The following is a 24,575-nucleotide window of genomic DNA, read 5'->3' on the forward strand; positions in this document are numbered from 1 at the left end:
AATACGACTAATTTGAAACTTTGAAGGTGTATATTTGTTGATTATTTGAAATAACTACTAAAAATATAGAGAGAGTATGGCAATTATGATTACAGACGAGTGTATCAATTGTGGTGCATGCGAACCTGAATGCCCTAATACGGCAATCTATGAAGGAGGAGTGGAATGGACATGGGGTGGAGGAACAAAATTGACAGAGGTAGAGTTAGGTGATGGAACGATTATCGGAGGCAAAGATCCAATGTCGCCCGTTTCCGATGAGTTTTATTATATAGTGTCTGATAAATGTACTGAATGTCATGGTTTTCATGAAGAACCGCAATGTGCAGCCGTTTGCCCGGTTGACTGTTGCGTGCCAGACCCTGATAATGAGGAAGACGCCGAAACACTAGAAGCGAAGAAAGCGTGGCTTCATGCTGAAGCCTGAAAAATAAAATAGGTGCTTAACTGGCGCTCTTATGAAGGCCTGACGGGTATTACCGTCAGGCTTTTTTTGTGTCTAATTCTTACAATTGTACATATTTAAGAAATAATTGCACTCCAAAACAATCTACTGAATATTAGATAAAATTCAATAGAAAATTTGTTTTGTTTATTTCTTGTACTTTTTTTATATTTTATATTTTTTTACACACAGAAATCAGTAAAAAACAATTTAGTTGTAATTTTTTAATTTTTTTTAAACATAATATTTGGATATAAAAGATTTTTGCCAAACATTTGCATTGAAATTCAGTTTCAAACAATCGCCACTTAAACCAAAGATTATTATGAAAAAATTAGTTTTTACAGTATTATCGTTGCTTACAGTAGCGGCGACCCAAGCACAAGAAAGTACAACAACCACAGAAAAAACAAACCCACTAACATTCTCAGGTTACGTTGATACTTATTTCTTCGCCAATTTTAATAATCCAAAATCAAGATCAAATTTAGGTACCTCTGGCTACGAACGTGTTTTCGACCAAAAAGCCGGTCAGTTTCAGGTTGGTCTTGCTCAAACAAAAATGTCCTACTCTACTGAAAAAGTAGACGCAGTGATTGACCTTGTATTTGGTAACCATGCTGACCTTGGCAACTACGCCAACATTATCAGCCCGGTTTCTGGCGCAACCAGTACAGCGCTTGCTATCAAACAAGCTTACATTACCTGGAAAGCCACAGACAAATTCTCTTTAACGGCTGGCCAGTTTGGTACACACATTGGCTATGAAGTTATTGATGCCCCGGTTAACTTTAACTATTCACTTTCAAACCTTTTTGGTAACGGTCCATTTTACCACACAGGTTTAAAAGCAACCTTTGCTACTTCTGAAAAATCATCATTAATGGTAGGTTTAGTAAATGGTGTTGACTCTAAAGATGATAACAACGACAAATTGGGTATCATTGGTCAATTCTACATTTCACCTGCTGAAGGCTGGAATTTGTATCTTAACTGGATTGGCTCTGATGAAGGAATTACCGAAAAGTCTTACTATTCATTATTTGATGTTACTACTTCATATCAAATCACTGAAAAATTATTGTTAGGCTTAAATGCCGCTACAGGTAGCCAGAACAAAAAGACCTGGGGTGGTGCAGCTTTCTATGCGCAATATGCAATTACCGATAAATTTGCTTTGGGTGGTCGTTACGAATACTTTGACAACCTGAGCGCTATCCGTGGTTTGCAAAACTCAAAAAGACTAGGCGGTGGTACTTCGGTTAATTCATTTACATTAACAGGAAACGTTACCATCTCTGAAAATCTGTTGTTCAAACCTGAGTTCCGTCTTGACAGCTACGCCAAGTCTTCATTGGCTGATGGTCAGCAATTCCAGGACAAAGATGGCAACTTCACTAAAGACTCACAGTCTACTTTTGGTGGTGCGCTAATCTTTAAGTTTTAATCAATTACACTTTTTCAATAACCTAAACTAAACATAAACCTTTACTTTTTGTACAACACTTAAACCCAAACACATTATGCGTAAAAATCCTCTCCCTCTCATTATTTTGCTTGCCATAGCAATTGCCGGGGTATTTATGCCTGCTGTGCCTTCTACTATCGTTACAGAGGGTATTGTTGGCGCCGACGTAGCATGGATGCTTGTAAGTACTGCCTTAGTACTTATCATGACACCAGGTCTTGCATATTTTTACGGTGGTATGGTAAACACTAAAAACGTTATCTCTACCATGCTTCAGAGCTTCATTGCGATGGGTGTTATTTCTATTCTTTGGGTTACAATTGGCTTTAGCCTTGCATTTGGCGATTCAATTGGTGGCTTTGTTGGCGACCCTACCACTTTCTTTATGTTTAAAGGTGTGCTTGAAAGCAAACCGTGGTCGCTTGCCCCAACCATTCCTTTAGTTGTTTTTGCGTTTTTCCAATTGAAATTTGCCGTTATCACACCGGCCCTTGTTACGGGTTCATTAGCAGAACGTATCAATTTCAAATCATACGTATTGTTCATGATTCTTTTCAGTTTGTTTATCTATGCTCCTTTGGCGCACTGGACATGGCATCCTGAAGGTTTCCTTTTCAAACTGGGTGTGCTTGACTTCGCCGGTGGTACCGTTGTACACATGTCGGCCGGTTGGGCTGCATTGGCTGGCGCTATCTACCTGAAACGTCGTCGTGCACACGTTGAAAGCAGTTTCTTACCTCCTGCCAATATTCCTTATGTATTGTTAGGTACTGGTTTACTTTGGTTCGGTTGGTTTGGTTTCAATGCGGGTTCAGCGCTAAGTGCAGGTACATTGGCTGCTTCAGCTTTTGCAACAACTAATACTGCCGCTGCTGCTGCAGGTTTGGCTTGGGTGTTGTTTGATGCCGCACGTGGTAAAAAAGTATCGGCACTTGGTTTTAGTATTGGTGTTGTTGTTGGTTTAGTTGCCATTACTCCGGCGGCTGGTTTTGTTACCATTCCTCACTCAATCTTTATCGGAGCTATTGCATCTATTATCTCTAACTACCTGGCGCACCTTAAAACCAAAACGGCTCTGGACGATACGCTTGACGTATTCCCTTGCCATGGTGTTGGTGGTATGGTTGGTATGGTTATGACAGGTATTTTTGCCAGCAAAGGTGTTAACAGCGCCGTAGTTGACGAAGGATTGTTCTTTGGTACATCAAAACTATTTGTTAATCACATGATTGCGCTGGTAGTAGTTTCGGTGTTTGCATTTGCCATGTCTTTTGTTCTTTTGAAAATTACTGATTTAATTCTTCCACTACGTGTGAGCGAGTCTGACGAAAAAGAAGGTCTTGACATCAGCCAACACGATGAGTCTCTTCTTGAGGCTGCTGGTGCGTAAGCAATTAAACGCAGAAGATATACCCAATATGTAACAAAATCACAATTGCGGGTTAAACCGTACTTTTATTGTGGTTTTGTTGTACTCCATAAGTTAAAATGCCCGCTACATTAGTGGGCATTTTCTTTTATATAGGTTTTCGTTGTTAATCTAATTGCCGGTTGGTAGAGGAATGACATAAGAAAAGGAACCTCAACATCATATCTATCTGCAAGTTGAGATTCCTTTATAAAAGAATAGTTCCTTTTTTTATTTTACCCTTGTGTATTTGCTTCTGCTCTCTGCACTTCCAATAACCAGTACTTTTGAATCCAATTGATAAATTGTCCATTGTGGGCCGGTTACACAACTCATATTCGGACAATTTTTAAGGTCAGAGAAGAAAATGGTGTTGTCTTTAACAACGTATTTGTTACCTGCGCTACAACATTCTGCTCCGGGTTTACCATCACGTAAAAACGCACCACTGGTTTTAAATTCTATGTTGGGTATAGCCATTAAAGTATTAATGGTTACCCATTTACCCCATTTACCATTTTCTTTTTGTTGCATTTCATAAGTGGGCGACCATTCGCCGATTAACTTCTTAGGTGAAATGTCTGACTCACAAGATAATAAGCCAATGGTAAAGCCCAGAGCAACAACCAGTTTTTTCATATTAAGTAAAATTAGGGAAAGGGGCTAAATTATTTTGCACTTGAGTACTTGGCACGGGTGCCGCAGCTTTCAACAACCAGTGTATCGGTATCCAGGCGCGGAATTCCCCATTCTGAGCAAGGCATACAGCTTGCGTAAGGGCAGCTTTTCAGGTCTGAAAAAATTATCTTTTCGTTTACTACAGTAAATTTATTTCCGGCAGAGCAGCATTCTGCGCCGTCTTTGCCGTCGCGCAGGAAACGGCCGTTAGCAGTGAACTCTATTGGAGCAATAGCAGCAAGGGTAGAAATATACTGCCATTGGCTCCAGGAGCCATCGGTAGTTTTGGTCTGGATCTGGTAGGTATGATTCCATTTACCAACCAGTTTTTCAGGCACAACAGCATCTTTTTGACAAGCCGCAAAAGCAAAGGCGAATACGAAAATTTTTATAAATGTTTTCATTTAATTAGGTTATTTACCTGAATGATGCTTTAGCGGCAAAAAACGTTGGAATAGAAGTAAAATTTTTATAGCCAGCGTTTTACATTAAAACAAGGCACCCGGTTGATTGAGGTTGCCTTGTTTTGTAAATGCTATTCACCGGCATTTCTTAAACCAACTCTTGGCAGCACCGGTAAACTCTCATTACCGTCTTCGCTAACGGCCTGCACTGCAAAAAAGTAGTTATCTTTAGAGTAAGGCAGCGTAATTTTTACATCTGTAGTAAAGAATTTTTTCTGCCAGTAGGGCATGGCGGTTTCGCGCATTAAAACGTAGTATCCTTTTACCTTACCGGTTTTTGAAGCTTTCCAGCGCAAACTGGTTGAATTACCCAAGCCTCGCACATCAAGAATTACATCTTCCGGCATCGATGGTGACTTTGCCAGATTGGCCAGAGTTGCAGCATTAATGGCTGTGTTTTTACGAAGGTATTCAAAATCCATGTATCGGGCATGATCGCCAATTTCAATGCCTTTTTCAACACGTAAATCCTGATGCTGCCGCAAAAAATTCTCGTTCATTTCAGAAAGACGCACAGCAGCAAAGCCTCTGTTCACAAACGGGGTATGGTCACCACCGCGTAAGAAACGATCGTTTCTGTATATCATTACCACTTCCAGGTTATCAACGTATCGTTCACCTACTTCTTTTACATAACGCGCCAGCTGGCGGGCTTTACCGTCATTCTCTACCCCATACTGTCTGATTGCCCCCACCTTTTTATCCATCTCAAAGGCCGGTAAACCCTCGCTGAAAACCCGCAGACGGGTGTTGTCTATTATATTGGTTTCATTGCTGTGGTTTGAACCCATGATGTCGTTATTGAGCACGCCTTCAATATTCCAGCTTTCGGCAACAGCTTTTTCAGCCAGATGATTAGCGCCCAAAAGCCCTTGTTCTTCGCCGCTCACGGTTACAAAAACAATAGTTGCCGGAAACTTAGACTTTGCCATTACCCGGGCCAGTTCAATAACGGCAACGGTTCCACTGCCGTCATCATTAGCGCCGGGTGCGTCAGCTTCGCGGTTCATTACATCTGTAACACGGCTGTCTATATGGCCGCTTACAATAAAAATCCGGTTGTCGGTGGGGTCGGTGCCTTTTAATGTGGCCATTACATTGCCAATTTCAATGGTTTTATCAACACGTTTACCATCGGGCTGGAGCGTCCAGGTATCAATATAAGCGGTCATACGGCCATCTGATTGCCTGGCAAATTCCTGAAACTTACTCAGAACCCACCTACGGGCGGCCCCAATACCCTGTTTGTTGTCGGTAGTGGTTGATAGCGTGCTTCTGGTGCCAAAACTTACCAGTTTGTCGATATATGCTTTCAGGCTATCGCTTGAAACCTGATTGACGATTGCCTCAATTTGTGGGTCGCGGTTAATGATTTTCTGAGCTGACAGTTGAGAAGAGATAATGATGAAGTTGATTGCCAGGAGTACTTTTTTCATAGATATGTTTTGATTAGATGTCTCTAAACAAAAATACTAAACAATTGGCAGATGAAAACAACCACGCAAAAAGATTTAGACACAAACAGACAGTTTGTAGAGAATTATGGATTGTAGAAGGCTATCATTCATTATACCGACTAAAGTCGGCGGTATAGTTACGAATTAAACAAAAAAGGATGCTTCGGTTAAGAAACATCCTTAAATATAACTAATAAATAGATTTAAGCATGAACCAGCTCCTCGTATGTTTCTTCTACTTCAACCAGCATTTCTTCGTTTATTGCAACCAGATTAACTTTTTTGGTCTCGTTGATTAGCAATGGGTCATATTTGGCAACTACACGTACATAGTTTTCAGTAAAGCCCTGCATCAAGCCGTTTTCAATATCTTCTTCAAACAATACCGTAAAAGACTTGCTTAATTGCTGCTCGTAGAAAAAGCGTCTTTTCTTCTCAGAAAGGATATGAAGCATTTTGGAGCGTTCAGCTCTTTTGCTGGCAGGTACAACGGGTTTAATACTCAAGGCGGTTGTATTGGGGCGCTCTGAGTAAGTAAAAACGTGCAGGTAACTAATATCTAAATCGTTTAAGAACTGGTAGGTAGTCAGAAACTCCTCGTCAGTTTCGCCCGGGTGGCCTACAATTACATCAACTCCAATACAACAATCAGGCATCAACTCTTTAATTTTCGTTACCCTGTCGGCATATAATTCTCTTTTGTACCGGCGGCGCATCAACCCTAATACTTTGTTGGAGCCAGACTGCAAAGGAATATGAAAATGCGGCACAAAACGTTTTGATTGCGCCACAAACTCAATGATTTCATCAGTAAGCAAATTTGGCTCGATGCTGGAAATCCTGAATCTTTCAATACCTTCTACTTCGTCCAGTGCTTTGATCAGTTCCAGAAAAGTTTCTTTTCTTTCATCATGCTGCAGGCCGAAATCACCGATGTTTACACCCGTAAGCACAATTTCTTTTACACCACTATTGGCAATTTCACAGGCCGCTTTCAATACATTCTGAATAGTATCTGAGCGGCTTTTGCCTCTGGCCAGTGGAATAGTGCAATAAGCGCAAGGATAATCGCAGCCATCCTGAACTTTCAGAAAAGTACGGGTACGGTCATTTAATGAATAAGAAGTATGGTAATCAATGGCTTCTTCAATATTTGAATTATATACTTTTGCGCTTGCCTGTTTAGGCTCTTTTACAAAATCGCCGATGATATCAATAAGCCTGAATTTTTCAGCAGCGCCCAGCACCGCATCTACGCCCTCAATTTCAGAAATTTCCTTTGGTTTAAGCTGGGCATAGCAACCTATAATAGCTACGTAGCCATCCGGGTTTATTTTATTGGCTTCCTTAACTATCTTTTTACACTTCTTGTCTGCGTTTTCGGTAACCGAGCAGGTATTAATTATAAAAATATCAGGTTGTTGGTTAAACTCAACTTTCTGATACCCCCGGTCTTCAAACATCCGCCCGATGGTTGAGGTTTCAGAATAATTAAGTTTACAACCTAACGTATAAAACGCTACTTTCTTCATATATTCAAATTTCTGTGCAAATTTAATTAAAATTAATAGATTTGTCTCTATATCATTGAAAACCAATGGTATCAATACTACCGACCCAAAAAATCAATGCTTTTTTATGCTAAAAAGTTCAAGACTCAACTTTCTGAAAATTAACGAATCGTGCGTTGACTTATTTACAGATGCACAGTTTACTTACCCGGTAATGAAATACATAACCGGCCACGCTTTAACCAAAGAGGAAGCCATTGAAAGATACCTGAAATTTACAGATGAGCCCATTGCCGGTAACTATTTTGTACTGGATGTTGCCAGTGGCCAGACAATCGGTCTAGCCAAGCTGGCGGTCGAATCGCCGGGTGTGGTTGAAATTGGCTACAGTCTTTTTGAAGATTACTGGGGCAAGGGATTAGCCTCTGAAATGGCGCATGCATTAATGGATTATGCCCTGGAAACCCTGAAACCTGAAAAAATAATTGGTTTTGTAGACAGCCGGAACAGGGCATCGGTGAGGATATTGGAAAAAGTGGGATTAACTTTAGAAAGCGAAGTTAAAGAGCGGCAGGGTGGAAATGTGTGGTTGTTTTCAAAAACCATTGCCTATTAAAAAACAAAAACCCCATCAAAATATAATGGGGCTTTGTAAACAAAATATTATTCGAAAAAGTCTTATACTTCTGCAGTCTTAACGGTTTTGATAATACGCGCAGCCACTTTGTATGGATCTGCCGCTGAGTTTGGACGACGGTCTTCCAACCAGCCTTTCCAACCTTTCTGAACCGCTGCAATCGGGATACGGATAGACGCACCGCGGTCAGACACACCGTAAGAGAATTTGTCAATTGATTGTGTTTCGTGCTTACCAGTTAAACGAAGGTGGTTATCGGCACCGTAAACAGCAATGTGTTCTTTCACAAATGGAGCGAACGCCTGACAAATAATATCATAAGTTTCTTTTTTGCCTGCAGTTCTCAAGATAGTATTTGAGAAGTTTGCGTGCATACCAGAACCATTCCAGTCTGTTGCGCCTAGTGGCTTACAATGCCAGTTAATAGCAACATTATATTTTTCACCTAATCTTTCTAGAAAATAACGTGCAATCCAGGTTTCGTCACCTGCTTGTTTTGCACCTTTTGCAAATACCTGGAACTCCCATTGTCCGGCAGCTACCTCAGCGTTGATACCTTCAACATTCAAACCAGCTTGCAGACAAATTTCCAAGTGTTCTTCAATGATTTCACGACCGAAAGCGTTGTTAGCGCCAACCGAGCAATAATACTGGCCTTGCGGAGCAGGGTAGCCGTTTACAGGGAAGCCTAAGGGTTTGTTGGTTTCCGGATTCCACAAGAAATACTCTTGCTCAAAACCGAACCAGAAATCGTTATCGTCATCTTCAATAGTAGCACGACCGTTTGACTCATGAGGAGTACCATCGGCGTTCAATACTTCGCACATTACTAAATAACCAGTTCCCAGACGAGCAGGGTCAGGACAAATGAAAACGGGTTTCAATAAACAGTCAGACGAACCACCAGGAGCTTGTTCAGTAGAAGAGCCATCGAAAGACCACATATCACAATCTTCCAATTTGCCACTGAAATTCTTTTCTATTTTGGTTTTGCTGCGAAGGCTTTGAGTTGGTTTGTAACCGTCAAGCCAGATGTACTCTAATTTAGCTACTGACATTGTTGTAATTTTTTAAGATGTATCGGTTATTGATCAAAGAATATGTTACAAATATAAATGCAAAAAACAATATAAGATTCTTTAAACAGCAATTATTTTAGTGAAAAATTTTATTTTCTTTAAAAAATGCAATTAATTATAGAAATATTAAGATTGCCTTGGTTTATAATAATTCTTTGAGTGTGATTATGTTGTAAATCTACTAATTTTAATGATACATCAATCATTTTTGAAACCTATTTTTGACGAAATAACAAAAAAAATATAAATATTGGCCTCAAATTGCACTAATATTTTTCAAAATTGCATTTTTATCGGATTTCATTTTTCTAAGAAACACTAGTGAAGATACTTTGGCTGCAATAAGTATAAATACTCACAGGTGAAACGCAACTTTATAAGGTTTTGGCGGTAAAAAATAGAATACTTTGAGAGGTATGCACAAACAGAAAATAATTATTTAGACCAGTTCCAAATAGTTTTAATTTTATTTGGATTTATTCTAAACAGCACCTAATTTTGTAGTGTAATATTTTTACAGTCAATCAGAGTTTTGAAGAAATGGAAAAACTGAACGTGCCGGAAAGAATGAAAGCGGAGCTGCATAAAACAAATAAAGGGATTGTTTGGCAATGTGACCTGACTAACAGGATTTTTGTTGAGTTTGGAGGAATGACCACAGCATTTAAAATTCATAATTTTATAAATTTTAAACGGCTGGTTGACGGTATTAATATTATAGATAAACTATACGATTTATCTGACGAGGCCGACTTCGACATTATCGAGGCACCTAATACTAATCATACATTTACCCTACATCTTTGTGACCTTATCCACCTGAGAGAGTTATTGTCTGGTGCCAAGTTTGCCTTATATGTTAATTCATTTCTGATTGAATTGCTGGGTGATTATGAAGTTGTTTAATCTTCTCTATATTTAGATTATATCTAAATTTTACCTTTTCGGGCTTTCATTTGAACAAATACGGTTTTCTGATTGTAATATTGTCATACTTTTGAACAAACAATATTATTTATACTATGAAAGACCTGGTTAGACTTCGTACGTCTCTTAAAGAAGAAATTGAAACCGCATTAAATGCGCAGATAAAAATGGAAGCTGAGGCTTCTGCCAAATATTTGTCGATGGGCTCATGGTGTGAGCGCAATGGCTACTTAAAAAGCGCCGAATACCTGTATCGTCAGTCGAACGAAGAGCGCGAGCACATGCTGAAAATTTTCCATTACGTAGCATCTGTAGGCGGAACAGCCATCAGCCCTGCCGTTGAAACGCCACAATTAGAGTGGGGGACTTTCCAGAGTGTGTTTGAAGCTGCCTTACAAAGCGAGATTAACGTAACGCATACGATCAATAAACTGGTTACCAAATGCCGTAATGCCGAAGATTACGCCACTGAGAATTTCTTACAATGGTTTGTAAAAGAACAAATTGAAGAAGAAGCCAACGCCCGCCGTGCCCTTGAACTGTTTGATGTGATTGGTACTGACGGCACCGGATTGTTTGTAGTTGATAAAGAAATAGGAAAAATAGGAACAGAAGAATAAAATTTTGTTTTCTGTAAGACGAAGCACAGGTATTGCCTGTGCTTTTTTTAGTTTTTATGCGTACAGCAATAAAATTTTTTATCTGAAAATTTAAATTATTATAGCGTTTGTATCTAATATTATAATTAATAATAGACATATTATCTTAGTTTTGTTTTGAAAACAGATGTTTTATTTTACTTTTGCAGTGTCTTCGCAATACCTTTCAATCGGGTTAACGGTTTTTATTGAGGCTTGCTTTAATAAAACCAAGAAGGAATCGTGTGCGAATCACGAACAGACGTGCTACTGTAATTAAATGTTCTTTAGAGAATAGTTTAAAAGTCAGATACTTGCCGTTAACCTAAATGGCTATGCCTTCACGATTAAGGTTTTAGTCAAGCATTGTTTTTATAGAATCAAAAAAAGGATGTTCCGGCCATTAATAATTGGTTGGGCTGGCATTGCTTTGTTTTTTCTGTAAAATCCCGGCCTTGAAACGGGAATTGGTGGGTTCGGGGTAATGATAACCTTTAACAAATCAATCAAATGTTTACACACAATCTGGGTTACCCGCGCATCGGTAACAAACGCGAATTAAAAAAAGCCTGCGAGGCATTCTGGGCAGGTAAAATCACAAAAGAAGAATTGTTGGACACCGGACGACAAATCAGGCTTAAAAACTGGCTGATTCAAACTGAAGCAGGTATTGAGCTTGTACCGTCTAACGATTTTTCATTGTACGACCAGGTGCTGGATATGTCGCTCATGTTGGGGGCCATACCTACGCGATACCATTCTTTGCAGGCGCATGAACTGGAGCTCTATTTTGCTATGGCAAGGGGTGTACAAAAAGACGGTATGGATATTAGCGCTATGGAAATGACCAAGTGGTTTGACACTAACTACCATTACATTGTGCCAGAATTTGTAAAAAATCAGCAGTTCAGCAATTTCTCGAAGAAAGCCATAGAAGAGTTTGAAGAAGCCAGAGAGCAGGGATTTTTAACAAAGCCGGTATTGATTGGGCCGGTGTCTTATTTGTTACTAGGTAAAGAAAAGCAAGCGGGTTTTAATAAAATAGACCTGCTGGAAACACTTTTGCCGGTTTATCTTGAAATATTAAAGGAACTATCTTCTAATGGTGCAGAATGGATGCAAATAGATGAACCTTATCTGGTAATGGACCTGAGCGAAGAAGAAAAGAGAGCTTTTGCAAAGGCATATCAGGTAATCAGGAAGGCCATGCCTGAACAAAAATTATTACTTGCCACTTATTTTGAAGACCTGGGGAATAATTTGATGCTGACGCTTTCTTTACCTGTTGATGCCCTGCATATTGATTTGGCCAGAGCGCCACAGCAGCTAGAAGCCATTTTAAGCAATGAAGGATTCAGGGCCTCAGAAAAAATTCTTTCATTAGGAATAGTGGATGGCCGGAATATCTGGAAAAACAATTTTACTGCTTCCTTAGCGCTTATAAAAACGGCTTTGCAAACACTTGGTGCAAACAGAGTGGCTGTAGCCCCTTCATGCTCATTATTGCATGTGCCTTGCGACCTTGCATTTGAAAAAGATGAGGAGTCGCTCCCGGCTGAAATCAAAAACTGGCTTGCCTTTGCGACACAAAAGCTCTGGGAGGTGGGTACCCTAGCCAAACTGGCTGGGCCAGAAACAACCCATACGTATTTGGACACACTGACAGAAAACCAGCAGGCAATCAGACAACGCAGGGAGTCTGCAAAAATTCACAAAACATTCGTAAAAGAACGATTAGGAAAATTGAATGCGCATGATTTTAACCGTAAAAGCAATTTTGAGAGCAGACAAAAGCTGCAATGGAAGGCTCTGAACCTGCCGGTTTTCCCTACAACCACCATTGGGTCATTCCCACAGACCTTAGAAATACGAAAATTACGTGTAAGCCTGAAAAAAGGAGAAATATCGCCCGAAACCTACGAAAAACTTATTGAAGAAGAGATTGGAAAAGCAATCAGCTGGCAGGAAGACCTGGGCATTGATGTGCTGGTACATGGAGAGTTTGAAAGAAACGACATGGTTGAATATTTCGGCGAGCAACTGTCGGGCTACGTATTTACACAAAACGGATGGGTACAAAGCTATGGTAGCCGCTGTGTAAAACCACCCGTCATCTACGGCGACATAGAACGCCCACAAGCCATGACAGTCCGCTGGTCGGCCTTTGCGCAGTCAAAAACCAGGCGTTTAATGAAAGGCATGCTTACAGGGCCGGTTACCATATTGCAATGGTCATTTGTGAGAGACGACCAACCCCGCTCGCAAACGGCATTCCAGATTGCACTGGCCATCAGAGATGAGGTAGTTGACTTAGAAAAAGCAGGCATTAAGGTGATACAGATAGATGAGCCGGCTATCAGAGAAGGTTTGCCACTCAGAAAATCGAAATGGGAAGAGTACCTGAAATGGGCCGTGAATGCTTTCAGGTTGAGCGCAGCCGGGGTGAAAGACGAAACGCAGATTCATACGCACATGTGTTATTCTGAGTTTAACGACATCATTTCATCTATTGCAGCTATGGATGCAGATGTGATAACCATTGAGACGTCGCGCTCTCAGATGGAATTACTAAAGGCCTTTGCAGACTTTAAATATCCGAACGAAATAGGGCCGGGGGTTTATGACATACATTCTCCGAGGATTCCGACTGTTGAAGAAATGGTTTCCTTGCTCGATAAGGCCCTGGAAGTAATACCTGCCCGCAACTTATGGGTAAACCCCGACTGCGGCCTTAAAACCAGAGGCTGGCAAGAAACCGAAGAAGCCCTTAAAAACATGATAGAGGCTGCCAAACGTATGCGTAGGGTGGTGCAGATTAATTCGTAAGGCTCCATCCCGACCTTCCCCAACTGTCGGGAAGTAGTAAAACAAAAATCTCTCCGCACGGCGTTCGCTCCCTTATGTGGGGTCATACTGCCGATGCGGAGAGAAATGAAGCCTATCGGGTTTTATTCACCCAATATATATTTACCAAAAAATTTCTCTGCTTTCTTCTCTGTTACTTCTCCATGCCAGGCGTTTTCCGGCTGAAAACTAACCACAGGCGCGTAATCGCAATTATCAGAGCAGTCCATCTTTACAAGCAATACTTCTGCTTTCAGATGGTTTTCTTTGATTTTCTCTTTAAAAACCTTCCTTATTTCTTTGCTGTATTTACCGCATTTACTACCGTCGCACACAAATATGGTGTGCTCAGGAATTTCTATCTTGCTCATGGCTATTTATCTAGGTAATCCTGAAAAGTACGCTGAATAAGCGCTTTGCCTAATTCAAGGTCATGAGGGGTAATGTCTCCGTCAGACTCAATCATTTTCTTACCGATGTTGTCGAAAATAAGGTTTTTCTTTGGTTGCACAAACCCAAACCCATTATTAAACGAGAAAAACGCCCATGGTCTTGCTTTGGGGTCAAAAATATTCTTACTCCAGTTATAGGCATAGGCGTTCAAACCCACCTGATGCAACAAAGTAGCTGAAATGTCTATCTGCGATGCCACCGACGAAACCTCAATGCCCGTTTTAGCCAAAGCGCCACCCAGCCAAAGCATCGGTATTTTAAAATCATCAACTTTTTTGCCAGTTGGCGGTATCCGGTGGCCGTGGTCGGCTATGATAATAACCAGGGTGTTATTCCACCAGGGCTGTTTTTTAGCCGTTTCAATAAAGTCACCGAGCGAATGATCAGCATAATACATCGCATTCATGAATTTTGTTTGCTCATCATCACCCTCAAAGGCGTTGGCAATCGGAATTTCAAATGGTTCATGGCTGCTCAGCGTTAATATGGTCGAGAAAAACGGCTGATTCACTGTAGCATGGTCGGCCAGAAACTTGTTAAAAACGATGTCGTCATGTGCACCCCATTTAGAGTTCCAGTATTTTGAATCAAAATCCTGCTTGCTCACAATCTTCTGAAAATCAGAAGAATAGAGATAAGACTTAATGTTGGCAAATTCAATTTCTCCGCCATAATAAAAATCGGTTGCGTAGGCGTTCTGCTCAAAATCTTTACTTAAAACCGGCAACTTGGCCGATTTGTTGGGTTCTGTAATGATAGAAGCAATTGGCTGTGCCGGATACCCACTCAAAATAGCCGGTATGCCTTTGTCTGTTCTGTCGCCGCTGGCATAAATATTCGAAAAATAAACGCCTTCTTTTTTCAGGGCATTGAAACGGGGGGTAACTTCAAGACCATTAATCTGATGTCCGGTTGCCTTTTTTGTAAAACTCTCCCAGATTACAATCAGTACATTCGGTTTTTTGATACCCTGTTTTAAAATTTTCTGCCCTTTTTTTGAACTCACATATAATTCCTTGATTTTGTCGCTCAATTCTTCTTTAGGCAGGTAGGTATAAGGATTTACCTTATCTATAGAACCATTAACCAGCGAGCTGAAGAAGTTCCAGGTGGGGTTAACCGCAGCAATATTGGCAAAATTATTAGTTGAAAAATAAACGGTACTCTGGTTCATGGGCGATACCCCCAGGCTGCCGCGTATGGGTATAATCAGCGAGCCGGTAACAAGAATTGCAACCGGAATAAAAGGCAGATTGTCTATGTAATTCCAGTTGTCAATATTACGCGTTATGATTCTGTAAACAATTAATGACGCAACGGTTAGCAGTATCAGAAAGCTGAAAAACAACTGCAACAGCGGAGAAGAACTAACCGATGCCCAGGCTTCGCGCGGTGTTTTCAGATACCGCAAAGGGGTGGCATCCAGGTGGTATCCCCAGGTATTAAAAACCTGAAGATCAATTACAATAATGAGATTGGCAAAAAGAACCATTATAAAAGTATAGCTGAAAATCCAGTTTTCGAGCCTGCTTTTTTTAATGAAGTTAGAGAATGCCACCAGCAAAAAAGGAATAACAGACAGGTAACCTGCCATTGAAAAATCCATTCTTATACCGTTCCAGAAAATCCCCCATACAGTTTGCAAGGTAAGCAGTTTGGTGTCTTCAATATGATAACCCAAAAAAATTAGTCTTGCAACCAGAAAGAAGATAACCCAAAACCCATAGTAAATCAGTAAAAATTGTAATCTTTCTTTCATTGAATCGGTTTAGTAAAATTAGCTCAAGCTTTGGTCAAAGTTTGCGCAGCCAATAATTGAGGCTTGCAGACTTGTTTTTAATAAAGAAATATCACTTATTGAGCAAAAGTTATAAATGCTTTTTTAATCGATGTACTTTCTCTATTTTTAACCCCAAATATAGGACATCTCAACAAAACTACTAATAAAAAATGGCAAGATTAAGATTTAAGGCGGTAGATGAAGCCCAAACCCGCCAAACTATTAAAGTAGACATACCTGCTGGCAAAGTAACAGAATACTATGGCGCAAATATCTTTAATGATGACGTGATGCGCGCCATGTTGTCGCCGGAGGCATATACCAAAGTAACAACTGCCATTAAGAGTGGTGAAAGAATTGATCGTGAGATAGCTGACGAGGTGGCGTCTGCCATGAAATCGTGGGCCGTTTCAAAAGGAGCCACACACTATACGCACTGGTTTCAACCTTTAACGGGTGGCTCTGCCGAAAAACATGATGCTTTTTTTGACATTAATTTTGATGGCAAAGCCCTGGAGAAATTCAAAGGCAGCTCATTGGTGCAGCAAGAACCAGATGCCTCTTCGTTTCCGAGCGGGGGTATCAGGGCCACTTTTGAGGCGCGTGGTTATACCGCCTGGGACCCAACCTCTCCGGCATTTATTATTTACAACGACGCCGGCACAGGTACGCTTTGTGTACCTTCTATTTTTGTTTCGTACACAGGTGAGCTGCTTGATTCCAAATCACCGTTGTTAAAGTCTCTATCGGTGCTCGACAAAGCAGCTACTGAAGTAGCCACTATTTTTGACCGCCATGTTGAGAAAGTATCAGCTACATTAGGCGCAGAACAGGAGTATTTTCTCGTGGATAAGGCCTTATTCAATGCCAGACCTGACCTGATGATGGCCGGTAGAACTGTTTTTGGCCATGCCCCGGCAAAAGGCCAGCAGCTGGAAGACCACTACTTTGGCAGTATTGCCCCAAGAGTTAATGCCTTTATGGTTGACTTTGAATTTGAGTGTCTGAAACTGGGTATTCCGGTTAGAACACGTCATAACGAGGTAGCCCCGGCTCAGTTTGAAGTAGCCCCGACTTTTGAAGAAGTAAATCTTGCCTGCGACCACAACATTCTGTTGATGGACGTAATGCGTAAAGTAGCTAAAAAACACCACTTCGAAGTTTTGTTTCATGAAAAACCATTTGCTGGTATTAATGGTAGCGGTAAGCACAACAACTGGTCGATGGGTACAGATACCGGCGTAAACCTTTTAGGCCCAAGTACCAAACCTAAAGAGAGCTTACGTTTTGTAACGTTTCTGATAAATGTAATAAAAGCTGTGCACGACAATGCCGATTTGCTGAGAGCCAGTATTGCCACCGCAGGCAACGAACACCGCCTGGGTGCTAATGAGGCGCCTCCGGCCATTGTTTCTATCTTCCTTGGTTCAGAAATGATTAAGGTACTGGAAGACATTGAAAACAAAGAAATAGTTTCTATTGAGAAAGGTGAAAACGCGTATATTAAACTGGGTTTAAATCGTATTCCATCTATTTTGCTTGATAATACCGACAGAAACCGTACTTCGCCGTTTGCATTTACCGGTAATAAGTTCGAATACCGCGCTGTGGGTAGTTCTGCCAACTCAGCCCAGCCGATGATGGTACTAAATACCATTGTGGCTAATCAGCTGATAAAATTCCGCCAGGATTTTGATGCGGAAATGACCGAGCATGAAGGTAAAAAAGAAGAAGTAATTGTAAAGATTCTGAAAGGATATATTAAGGAGTCAAAGAAGATATTGTTTGAAGGAAACGGTTATTCTGACGAGTGGAAAGACGAAGCGGCCAGAAGGGGCTTGTCTAACGTTGCCAGTGCTCCTGAAGCGCTGAAAGCCTATCTGAAACCTGAGTTTATTGCAGTATTTGAAAAACTCGGCGTTCTGACAGAGCGCGAAATTCATGCCCGCTATGAGATAGAACTGGAGAATTATATCAAGAAAATTCAGATTGAATCTCGCCTTATCGGTGATCTGGCAATGAATCACGTAGTTTCTACGGCTGTTAACTATCAGGGCAAGATGGTGCAAACCGCCAAGGCGTTGCGCGATATGGATCTCAACAAAGAGGCCGAGCCAGTATTGAATATCATTAAGGAAATATCGTTACGGGTTTCTGAAATATCTAAAAAAGTAGAAGAGATGACAGAAGCACGCAAACATGCCAATGCCATAGACGACATTGAAGAAAGAGCAAAACTTTATGGAAATGACATTAAGAATTTCTTTGAAGAAATCAGATATCATGTTGATAAACTGGAATTACTGATAGACGATGAAGACTGGCCACTGGTAAAATACAGAGAGTTGCTGTATATCAGATAATACCTGGCTTAATAAGTAATCAAAAAAAGGTTTGTTCAGCAATTGATTGAACAAACCTTTTCTTTTGGGTAATTTCCTGAAAATAGAATACAATGCTTAAAGTGTTATTTCGGCGGATACCTTAACCCCAAAACGCTGTACATCCGGCTTGTCAAGGTAGGTAAGGCGGTGCATGGCTTCAACCCTGAAAAACTTAAAAATATTGCTTACTCCATAGCCTAATTCAATATAGGGAGCTTTGCCCAGCCCTGAGAAATTCCTGAAGCCGGCATCAGAATTAGGGGGCGTAATTGAATAGTTTTTATCGCTTAATGTACCCCATAAAAATTTTCCGGTGGTAAAGGTTCTCCATTTCCATTTTTTAATGAGCGGAAAACGGTTAAATAGCAAGCCCTCAAAGTCATGATTGTATCGAACGGTGGCGTAGCGGTCACTGACAAACTCAAAGATATTCATGAGGTTGAAAGAGTTACTGACAATAAAAATGGATTCGTTACCGAGATGGCTTTTCAGCAATGGGTAAGGAACGGTACCAAATATGGCCCCTGCCTCTGCTCTGTAGTAGGTCTTACCAAAATATCCGAGATTAAGCGTATGGCTGAACTTGGCCATCAGGTTATGGTAATTAAAATCACTATTCAGAATATTCTTGGCGCCAAGTGTATATTTAAAGGTTATGGTAGGAGACTTAACCGTGCCAAAGCTGAGCCTTTCGTTATCGTTAATAACAGCCAGTTCGTCACGCGCAAAAGTTATTTCAGACAACAGCTCTGATGTGTTAAAGCGCGTGGTAAGAGGCGAGGTGTCGCCCATGTGTGGTAAACTTCTGTACTGAAAATTATAGAGGGGGTCGAAACTGCGGGTTCTTACACCAAACGAGGTAAACACGCCCTTTGATACTTCTCTCTGAAACTGTATTCTGTTTTCGTTTTCATAATACGGTCTGTTCAAAGTGAAGAAACGCATATAGGCCGAAAAAATAGGGCCCAACCCCAGGTCTTCCTTGCGCAAGCCTACCTGCTCAATATCATGAGAAACCTTCATGCTCATGGTTGTCCAGGGCTTTCTTGAAAATATACGGGTTACTTCTCCGCTCATTTTCCATTCTTCATCTTTTGTGCCATAAGCAAGGTAACCTTCCAGAACCCATTTTCTGCTGAACTCATAATTGGTTCTTAAACCCAGCCTGAGGCGCACGCCTTCAACATCGTTTATGGCGCCTGTGTAAACCAATGAGCCCAACTCAATGCCTGTAAACAAGCGGGTATAGCCACTGGTAAGAATCTTGGCTATTTCTGTATAGTTTTTAATGGCCGGTATAGTCTTGATGGTGTCTATCATGGTATAGGCCAGTTGCTCGTCTCTTGTAAATGGTTCCGGCCTTACCGACTGCCAGTATTTATTGTCGGTCTCGCGGTAGTCTGGCGATATCTCAATACCACTTGCATAAAACTTTACATCTTTGGGGCGGTTTAAAACAATATCTTCGTTATAGTTGGTAAACTTGAGCAAAAGCCCGGCTGAACCTTTGGTAACTTCAGAGACATCAACCAGAATACGGTTTTTAACGGGCATCCAGATATTATCTACGGGTTCAAGTTCCTGCTGAATTTTAATTCTTTCTACAAAATTAAGGTTGGCATCTTTTGAGATAGCCGCGTCTATCTGCACAATTCCCCAGGTGCCTTTATGTATCCACATGGTGCCAGCAAAGGCTAAATCCTGCTTTCTTTTGGGTGTAAACTCAATGCGGTAGCAGAAATCGTCGCCCAGGTAGGTGCTGTCTGCCAGGTAATAATCATATACCAGGCGCCAGTCGTCTGCAATAGGAGAGGCAAAAGTTTTGTTCAGGATATCAACCTGATTGACATAAAAATTATATTGCTGAAATGTAGAACCTATCAACTGCGACGTAAGGCTGCCATCAGTAACGCCAATGCCTTTAATGTTGGTCTTTTCTATTATTTCCTTCGATAACCGGGGGTCGTTTCTGAAATAATAATGCGATACCGATTCAGATATAAACGTAGGCACCAGGGCCTTACCTTCGTCGTCGGTTAGTGTACCCAGCTCTTCAATGGCTTTGTTTACTTTTTGCGCCAGTTTTCTTTTTCTGAGCTTATCTGTAATGTTATTGATATCAACCTCAATTTTATTATAGCTTTTGTAATCAAAGGCGCTTAATTTCTTGAAATTGTTTTCAGATTTGGCAGCTACTGCCTTCCTGATAATAGCCCAGGCGGGGTTTTCTCCGGCATGAACGGTGATTTCATGCAACAGAATCTCGGTTGGTTTTAATTGGATATTGACCGTTTGGGATAGCGAGTCGCGCCGTATAAAAACGGTTTTACTGGCATAGCCCATACAGCTTACAAGCAGGGAGTCTGAATTGAGTGCCGGAAGTATGAGAACAAAATTACCTTCAAAATCGGTGTTTTTGCCGATGGTGGTATTTTTTAAGCTGATAGAGGCAAACGGTACAGGGTCATGCGTAACAAAGTCTGTTACTTTGCCTTTAATAGTGTAAGAATTTTGAGCAGCAGCAATGGTGGATGCAAGGTATAAGACCAACAAGTAAAGTCTTTTCATTTCATATCTTGGTGAATTCACTAATCTATAAGATAAAACGCAGCCGCTCTGCCAAAGGTTGCCTTATTTAGTAAAATAAGTGTTTTTATAATAGTTATTGTTGAAAAAATACAAAAAAAGTTGGCAGGGTTTATCTGCCAACTTTGTGTTTTTGTGAGCCGGTAATTCAGCCGCTATTTATGGTATTCGTTTATGAAATCTCCCTTGGGCATAAATTCAAGGTCTTCAACCGACTGATTGAAATAATACACCCAGGCTTCGTATTCCTGCTGATTGCTTTTCAGTATTACCCTGGCTTTTTTTCTTACGTATTCAGAGTGGTCAGGGTCCATCGGGTAGTACTCTTCGTATTTGTCTAAGAGAGAAAACAGCTTGTCAGGTTCTTTCAATTGGTAGAGTTCTCCTTTTACAAAGTATTTTTCTCCGCTGGGGCAAGGTATTATACCCGGGTAGTAGTCTACCATATACATTTTGCCCTCCATTGCTGCCTTACCCAAAGGTTCGGCATACTGATTTATCCAATCGTGCGATTCAATGTTTCCGTACTCGCTCAAAAGAGTACCATACACAAACAGATACTGATTTTCATTCATTTCTTTGATTCAACTTGATGCTTTTTTACTATGTTCAAAAAAAAGCGTTTTTAACAATTGAGTAGATTGGTTATCACCCAACCGGGCAGCTATTTTAAAACTTTTTTCTGCACTTTCAAAATCTGCTGTTCTGAACTCCAGCTCGCCAATCATTCTCATTACTTCCGGGTTTTTATCCAGATACATTCTTGAAGCGCGTTTAAGTTCAAAAAGCGACATTTTATAGTCTTCAAGATGATAATGGCACAGGGCTTTCCAACGGAAAGTTTCGGCCAGTGCATTATCTATCCGTATAGATTTTTCAAAGTCGGCCAGAGCGGCTTCCCAGTTCTCAAAATAATAATGACATTTGCCTCTGAATAAATAAGCAGTTGAAGATTTGGGATAGTTGAGCACCGCAAGGTTGAAGTACCTGAAAGCCGCCAGATAGTCGGCATTATTGTAATACACTACGCCTTCTTTGAACAGGATTTCGTCATACTCCTGGGGCGTAACATCCTGACCTAGTCTGATTCTCAGATAGATAAATATCATAAACGGTATGCCAATCAGCAAAGCCTCCATGAGATTATTCTTTTTTGAGTTCTTCCTGCGTTTTTTTGGGTAAACTTTTAACAACCAGGTCGTATGACTCCGTTATCAGTTCTTTCACAACCGGGTCTTTTATACGTGAATCTGCTATTACGCTGTTCCAATGTTTTTTATTCATGTGAAACGCCCCTGTAATGCCGTCATATTCTGCCCTGAGCTCTTCATTCTTTTCAGGTGTATTTTTGAGGCTGATAACCAGCGGATGGTTGTCAATACCAACCAAGGCAAACATTTTGCCCATTACTTTAAATACCAGCGCATCAGGCCCGAAGGGTGTTTCTTCAGTAACTCCTTTTTTTGCCAGACAAAATTCTCTGAACGAATCAAGATTCATAACACAGGGTTTAACGTGTTGCGCAACGGGTAACCATTACCACCAGACAGAAAAGAAAGATGATGATGGAAATTTTGTTGATTCCGTGCATCATTTTCAAATTGAAGCTATGCGGATATTTGCCTTCCTTGTCTTTACGGAAAACCCTTAGAAAGTAAGCAAATACAGGCCCGATAGCCAGATAATGTTTGATTTTATTCATCATGGTTCTATAATTGTCAGTCGTTCAGCAGCTCCATTTCTAATACTTCAGGCTCTAACCAGCGACCATCTTCTTTAATTAGTTCTATTAATTCATTGACTGCGTTGTCGGCATGTACCGACTTCTTCACCACGTTTTGCCCGCGATACAGCGCAATTTTGTCTTTGCCTATGCCTACATAGCCATAATCGGCGTCGGCCATTTCTCCGGGCCCGTTTACAATACAACCCATAATGCCAATTTTAACGCCTTTCAGGTGGTCGGTATGTTTGCGTATTAAGGCGGTGGTTTCCTGCAAATCAAACAGGGTACGACCGCACGACGGGCAACTGATGTACTCTGTTTTGCTCATCCGTGTGCGCGCCGCCTGCAGAATACCAAACGATGTGCTATTGGCAGCAGCAGGGTTATCGAACGATAAAAGAATGCCATCACCGAAGCCGTCAACCAAAAGCCCGCCGCAATCGGTAGCGGCATATAACTGGGCATCTACTTCTGCCAGGCCTTTGTAATTGCGTTTCAAAACAACCGGGTTTTTGATTCCGGCATTCAGTAATTCAAAGTATATCTTACGTAGTTCTGGCATGGCCGCCTCATTGGCTGTTTCAACCACCAACACCAGAGTAGGGTGCTGTTTTATTATTTCTGCAAAAGCTGGTGACAAATCGGTCAGAGTTACTTTTACAAAATTGATAGCCTGGTGCATTTGGTTCGCGGCAATGGCATCAGCAAGACTGGCGCTATCAAAATAAGGAAACTTATTGACTTTGTCTTCATGCAACTTCCATGCTTCGGCATCCAGAATCTCTTTCAGGCCATTGGGTAGCATAAACGGAATAGGCGTTTTGCCGCTAAAAATATAATCGGCACCTATATCATTCATGCGCCATTTATCAGGCAAGGGTAAATAAAAATGCCCTATTGGCTTTAAATCTTCGTGCTTTTCAACAATTGTACCAGAGAAATCAGCAATTACTCTCGGCACATTCAACCCTCCGAAATTGCCAACCTCGAGTGTTTCGCGTCTTTGGTACTGGTAAGGATTAACAGGTATAGTATTGATTGGGGCTATGGGCTGCGCTTTTTCATTTCTATGGGCATAGCGGTCTACCAATGCACGTGCTACCGGCGCTTCAAACTCAGGGTCTTCTGTTAAACTTACACGCACGGTGTCGCCCAGGCCGTCTTCCAATAAGGTACCAATTCCCATTGCCGACTTGATTCGGCCGTCTTCGCCTTCACCGGCTTCTGTAACACCCAGGTGTAACGGATAAGGTTTCAGGTTTTCGGCGGCAAGCCTTTGCACCAGCAGCCGGTAGGCTTCAACCATTACCTGCGGGTTAGACGATTTCATCGAAATAACGATATTGAAATAATTTTCGTCTTCGCAGATTCTGAGAAACTCCAGAGCAGATTCAACCATTCCGAGTGGGGTATCACCATAGCGGCTCAAAATCCTGTCAGATAGTGAGCCATGATTGGTGCCAATACGCATGGCCGTGCCATACTCTTTACATATTTTTATTAAGGGCAGAAAACGGTCTCTGATTCGCTCCAGTTCGGCCTGATAATTTTCTTCGGTATACTCAATAAACTCAAAGCGCTTTTTATCAGCGTAGTTGCCCGGGTTTATTCTTACTTTTTCAACAATTCTTGCGGCCAGTTCGGCTGCATTGGGTGTAAAATGGATATCAGCCACCAAAGGAGTATTATAACCCCTGCGGCGCAGCTCATTTTTAATATTTTCAAGATTCTGTGCTTCTTTTACGCTGGGTGCAGTAATTCTAATCAGCTCGCAACCGCTTTCAATCATTCTGATTGACTGTTCTACCGACCCTGTTGTGTCCATGGTGTCAATGGTGGTCATTGACTGCACCCTGATCGGGTAGTCAGACCCCAGCCATAAATCACCTATTTTTACCTGTACGGTTTTTCTACGGGTGTATTCGGTTAACGAATCACAATATTTTTTTTCAGACTCAGACATCTATTTATGTTCTGTTTTTTGACGCAAATCTAACCATGAATATAACGAGTTTTATGTAAGAAAGGTTGAAAAATTTATCAGAAATTGAAAAATCGCTGATATAGACTGATAAATACCAAAAACACAC

General features: G+C 41.1%; 21 protein-coding genes. 8 read left to right on the forward strand and 13 right to left on the reverse strand.

The features are described from left to right. Positions 1 to 76 precede the first annotated feature (76 nt). The 3 genes from MB380_RS10895 to MB380_RS10905 all read left to right on the forward strand — a co-directional run bounded on the left by MB380_RS10895 (position 77) and on the right by MB380_RS10905 (position 3,303). On the forward strand, positions 77 to 427 hold the full coding sequence (locus MB380_RS10895; protein WP_253535460.1) for a 4Fe-4S dicluster domain-containing protein: 351 nt from the start codon (positions 77 to 79) through the stop codon (positions 425 to 427). A gap of 343 nt (positions 428 to 770) precedes the next feature. After that, a complete protein-coding gene (locus tag MB380_RS10900) occupies positions 771 to 1,892 on the forward strand; it encodes a porin (protein ID WP_253535461.1) in 1,122 nt (373 codons plus the stop codon). A 76-nt stretch (positions 1,893 to 1,968) separates the two neighbouring features. Further along, a complete protein-coding gene (locus MB380_RS10905) occupies positions 1,969 to 3,303 on the forward strand; it encodes an ammonium transporter (RefSeq protein WP_390890881.1) in 1,335 nt (444 codons plus the stop codon). Between the two features lie 249 nt (positions 3,304 to 3,552). Here MB380_RS10905 and MB380_RS10910 read toward each other — a convergent pair whose 3' ends face one another. The 4 genes from MB380_RS10910 to mtaB all read right to left on the reverse strand — a co-directional run bounded on the left by MB380_RS10910 (position 3,553) and on the right by mtaB (position 7,452). Next, positions 3,553 to 3,960 carry a hypothetical protein gene (locus MB380_RS10910; RefSeq protein ID WP_253535463.1) on the reverse strand — a complete coding sequence of 136 codons (408 nt, stop codon included), beginning with the start codon at positions 3,958 to 3,960 and terminating at the stop codon, positions 3,553 to 3,555. A 29-nt stretch (positions 3,961 to 3,989) separates the two neighbouring features. Continuing rightward, positions 3,990 to 4,403, reverse strand: coding sequence for a hypothetical protein (locus tag MB380_RS10915; RefSeq protein WP_253535465.1), 414 nt, complete (start codon positions 4,401 to 4,403; stop codon positions 3,990 to 3,992). Between the two features lie 131 nt (positions 4,404 to 4,534). Further along, positions 4,535 to 5,899, reverse strand: a complete 1,365-nt coding sequence (locus tag MB380_RS10920; RefSeq protein ID WP_253535467.1) for a M20/M25/M40 family metallo-hydrolase — start codon at positions 5,897 to 5,899, stop codon at positions 4,535 to 4,537. Positions 5,900 to 6,123: 224 nt separating this feature from the next. After that, on the reverse strand, positions 6,124 to 7,452 hold the full coding sequence (gene mtaB, locus MB380_RS10925; RefSeq protein WP_253535469.1) for a tRNA (N(6)-L-threonylcarbamoyladenosine(37)-C(2))-methylthiotransferase MtaB: 1,329 nt from the start codon (positions 7,450 to 7,452) through the stop codon (positions 6,124 to 6,126). Positions 7,453 to 7,558: 106 nt separating this feature from the next. Here mtaB and MB380_RS10930 point away from each other — a divergent pair, with 106 nt between their 5' ends. Further along, positions 7,559 to 8,047: a GNAT family N-acetyltransferase gene (locus tag MB380_RS10930; protein ID WP_253535471.1), complete on the forward strand. Its 489-nt coding sequence runs from the start codon at positions 7,559 to 7,561 to the stop codon at positions 8,045 to 8,047. Positions 8,048 to 8,109: 62 nt separating this feature from the next. On the opposite strand, the gene MB380_RS10935 is transcribed toward MB380_RS10930, so the two are convergent. Further along, complete coding sequence (locus MB380_RS10935; RefSeq protein WP_253535473.1) at positions 8,110 to 9,126, reverse strand: glutamine synthetase beta-grasp domain-containing protein; 1,017 nt, start codon at positions 9,124 to 9,126, stop codon at positions 8,110 to 8,112. Positions 9,127 to 9,687: 561 nt separating this feature from the next. On the opposite strand from MB380_RS10935, the gene MB380_RS10940 reads away from it, so the two are divergent. From MB380_RS10940 to metE, 3 genes are all read left to right on the forward strand, one after another. After that, entirely contained in the window at positions 9,688 to 10,053 is a 366-nt protein-coding gene (locus MB380_RS10940) for a hypothetical protein (protein WP_253535474.1), read from the forward strand. Between the two features lie 116 nt (positions 10,054 to 10,169). Beyond that, the gene (locus MB380_RS10945; protein ID WP_253535476.1) at positions 10,170 to 10,694 is read left to right on the forward strand and encodes a ferritin; all 525 of its coding nucleotides are present in this window, start codon (positions 10,170 to 10,172) and stop codon (positions 10,692 to 10,694) included. A gap of 528 nt (positions 10,695 to 11,222) precedes the next feature. Further along, a complete protein-coding gene (gene metE / locus MB380_RS10950; protein ID WP_253535478.1) occupies positions 11,223 to 13,538 on the forward strand; it encodes a 5-methyltetrahydropteroyltriglutamate--homocysteine S-methyltransferase in 2,316 nt (771 codons plus the stop codon). Between the two features lie 122 nt (positions 13,539 to 13,660). Here the strand turns inward: metE and MB380_RS10955 are convergent, their stop codons facing one another. Both MB380_RS10955 and MB380_RS10960 read right to left on the reverse strand, forming a co-directional pair. Beyond that, positions 13,661 to 13,927: a ferredoxin gene (locus MB380_RS10955; protein ID WP_253535480.1), complete on the reverse strand. Its 267-nt coding sequence runs from the start codon at positions 13,925 to 13,927 to the stop codon at positions 13,661 to 13,663. 2 nt (positions 13,928 to 13,929) lie between these two features. Next, positions 13,930 to 15,768, reverse strand: coding sequence for an LTA synthase family protein (locus MB380_RS10960; RefSeq protein ID WP_253535482.1), 1,839 nt, complete (start codon positions 15,766 to 15,768; stop codon positions 13,930 to 13,932). A gap of 191 nt (positions 15,769 to 15,959) precedes the next feature. Between MB380_RS10960 and MB380_RS10965 the strand changes: the two genes are divergently transcribed. Then, the gene (locus tag MB380_RS10965) at positions 15,960 to 18,152 is read left to right on the forward strand and encodes a glutamine synthetase III (protein WP_253535484.1); all 2,193 of its coding nucleotides are present in this window, start codon (positions 15,960 to 15,962) and stop codon (positions 18,150 to 18,152) included. Positions 18,153 to 18,248: 96 nt separating this feature from the next. Here the strand turns inward: MB380_RS10965 and MB380_RS10970 are convergent, their stop codons facing one another. The 6 genes from MB380_RS10970 to ispG form a co-directional block, all read right to left on the reverse strand. Continuing rightward, positions 18,249 to 20,741, reverse strand: a complete 2,493-nt coding sequence (locus MB380_RS10970) for a DUF5686 and carboxypeptidase-like regulatory domain-containing protein (protein WP_253535486.1) — start codon at positions 20,739 to 20,741, stop codon at positions 18,249 to 18,251. 173 nt (positions 20,742 to 20,914) lie between these two features. Beyond that, entirely contained in the window at positions 20,915 to 21,334 is a 420-nt protein-coding gene (locus tag MB380_RS10975; RefSeq protein WP_101726954.1) for a gamma-glutamylcyclotransferase, read from the reverse strand. Positions 21,335 to 21,343: 9 nt separating this feature from the next. Further along, positions 21,344 to 21,898 (reverse strand): tetratricopeptide repeat protein, encoded by a 555-nt coding sequence (locus tag MB380_RS10980; RefSeq protein ID WP_253522218.1) that lies wholly within the window; start codon positions 21,896 to 21,898, stop codon positions 21,344 to 21,346. Between the two features lie 4 nt (positions 21,899 to 21,902). Further along, positions 21,903 to 22,259 carry an MmcQ/YjbR family DNA-binding protein gene (locus tag MB380_RS10985; RefSeq protein WP_253522221.1) on the reverse strand — a complete coding sequence of 119 codons (357 nt, stop codon included), beginning with the start codon at positions 22,257 to 22,259 and terminating at the stop codon, positions 21,903 to 21,905. 10 nt (positions 22,260 to 22,269) lie between these two features. Continuing rightward, a complete protein-coding gene (locus MB380_RS10990) occupies positions 22,270 to 22,461 on the reverse strand; it encodes a DUF6728 family protein (protein WP_253535561.1) in 192 nt (63 codons plus the stop codon). A 16-nt stretch (positions 22,462 to 22,477) separates the two neighbouring features. Continuing rightward, positions 22,478 to 24,448, reverse strand: coding sequence for a (E)-4-hydroxy-3-methylbut-2-enyl-diphosphate synthase (ispG, locus tag MB380_RS10995; protein WP_253522223.1), 1,971 nt, complete (start codon positions 24,446 to 24,448; stop codon positions 22,478 to 22,480). Positions 24,449 to 24,575 lie beyond the last annotated feature (127 nt).

This window comes from Emticicia sp. 21SJ11W-3 (genome assembly GCF_024138715.1).
GTDB lineage: Bacteria > Bacteroidota > Bacteroidia > Cytophagales > Spirosomataceae > Emticicia > Emticicia fluvialis.

Coding starts and splice junctions, on each gene's coding strand:
- MB380_RS10935 (WP_253535473.1), bottom strand. CDS start 9,126: ATGTCAGTAGCTAAATTAGAGTACATCTGGCTTGACGGTTACAAACCA.
- MB380_RS10985 (WP_253522221.1), bottom strand. CDS start 22,259: ATGAATCTTGATTCGTTCAGAGAATTTTGTCTGGCAAAAAAAGGAGTT.
- MB380_RS10930 (WP_253535471.1), top strand. CDS start 7,559: ATGCTAAAAAGTTCAAGACTCAACTTTCTGAAAATTAACGAATCGTGC.
- MB380_RS10990 (WP_253535561.1), bottom strand. CDS start 22,461: ATGAATAAAATCAAACATTATCTGGCTATCGGGCCTGTATTTGCTTAC.
- MB380_RS10900 (WP_253535461.1), top strand. CDS start 771: ATGAAAAAATTAGTTTTTACAGTATTATCGTTGCTTACAGTAGCGGCG.
- MB380_RS10980 (WP_253522218.1), bottom strand. CDS start 21,898: ATGGAGGCTTTGCTGATTGGCATACCGTTTATGATATTTATCTATCTG.
- MB380_RS10945 (WP_253535476.1), top strand. CDS start 10,170: ATGAAAGACCTGGTTAGACTTCGTACGTCTCTTAAAGAAGAAATTGAA.
- MB380_RS10975 (WP_101726954.1), bottom strand. CDS start 21,334: ATGAATGAAAATCAGTATCTGTTTGTGTATGGTACTCTTTTGAGCGAG.
- MB380_RS10915 (WP_253535465.1), bottom strand. CDS start 4,403: ATGAAAACATTTATAAAAATTTTCGTATTCGCCTTTGCTTTTGCGGCT.
- ispG (WP_253522223.1), bottom strand. CDS start 24,448: ATGTCTGAGTCTGAAAAAAAATATTGTGATTCGTTAACCGAATACACC.
- mtaB (WP_253535469.1), bottom strand. CDS start 7,452: ATGAAGAAAGTAGCGTTTTATACGTTAGGTTGTAAACTTAATTATTCT.
- MB380_RS10895 (WP_253535460.1), top strand. CDS start 77: ATGGCAATTATGATTACAGACGAGTGTATCAATTGTGGTGCATGCGAA.
- MB380_RS10960 (WP_253535482.1), bottom strand. CDS start 15,768: ATGAAAGAAAGATTACAATTTTTACTGATTTACTATGGGTTTTGGGTT.
- MB380_RS10970 (WP_253535486.1), bottom strand. CDS start 20,741: ATGAAAAGACTTTACTTGTTGGTCTTATACCTTGCATCCACCATTGCT.
- MB380_RS10920 (WP_253535467.1), bottom strand. CDS start 5,899: ATGAAAAAAGTACTCCTGGCAATCAACTTCATCATTATCTCTTCTCAA.
- metE (WP_253535478.1), top strand. CDS start 11,223: ATGTTTACACACAATCTGGGTTACCCGCGCATCGGTAACAAACGCGAA.
- MB380_RS10940 (WP_253535474.1), top strand. CDS start 9,688: ATGGAAAAACTGAACGTGCCGGAAAGAATGAAAGCGGAGCTGCATAAA.
- MB380_RS10965 (WP_253535484.1), top strand. CDS start 15,960: ATGGCAAGATTAAGATTTAAGGCGGTAGATGAAGCCCAAACCCGCCAA.
- MB380_RS10955 (WP_253535480.1), bottom strand. CDS start 13,927: ATGAGCAAGATAGAAATTCCTGAGCACACCATATTTGTGTGCGACGGT.
- MB380_RS10905 (WP_390890881.1), top strand. CDS start 1,969: ATGCGTAAAAATCCTCTCCCTCTCATTATTTTGCTTGCCATAGCAATT.
- MB380_RS10910 (WP_253535463.1), bottom strand. CDS start 3,960: ATGAAAAAACTGGTTGTTGCTCTGGGCTTTACCATTGGCTTATTATCT.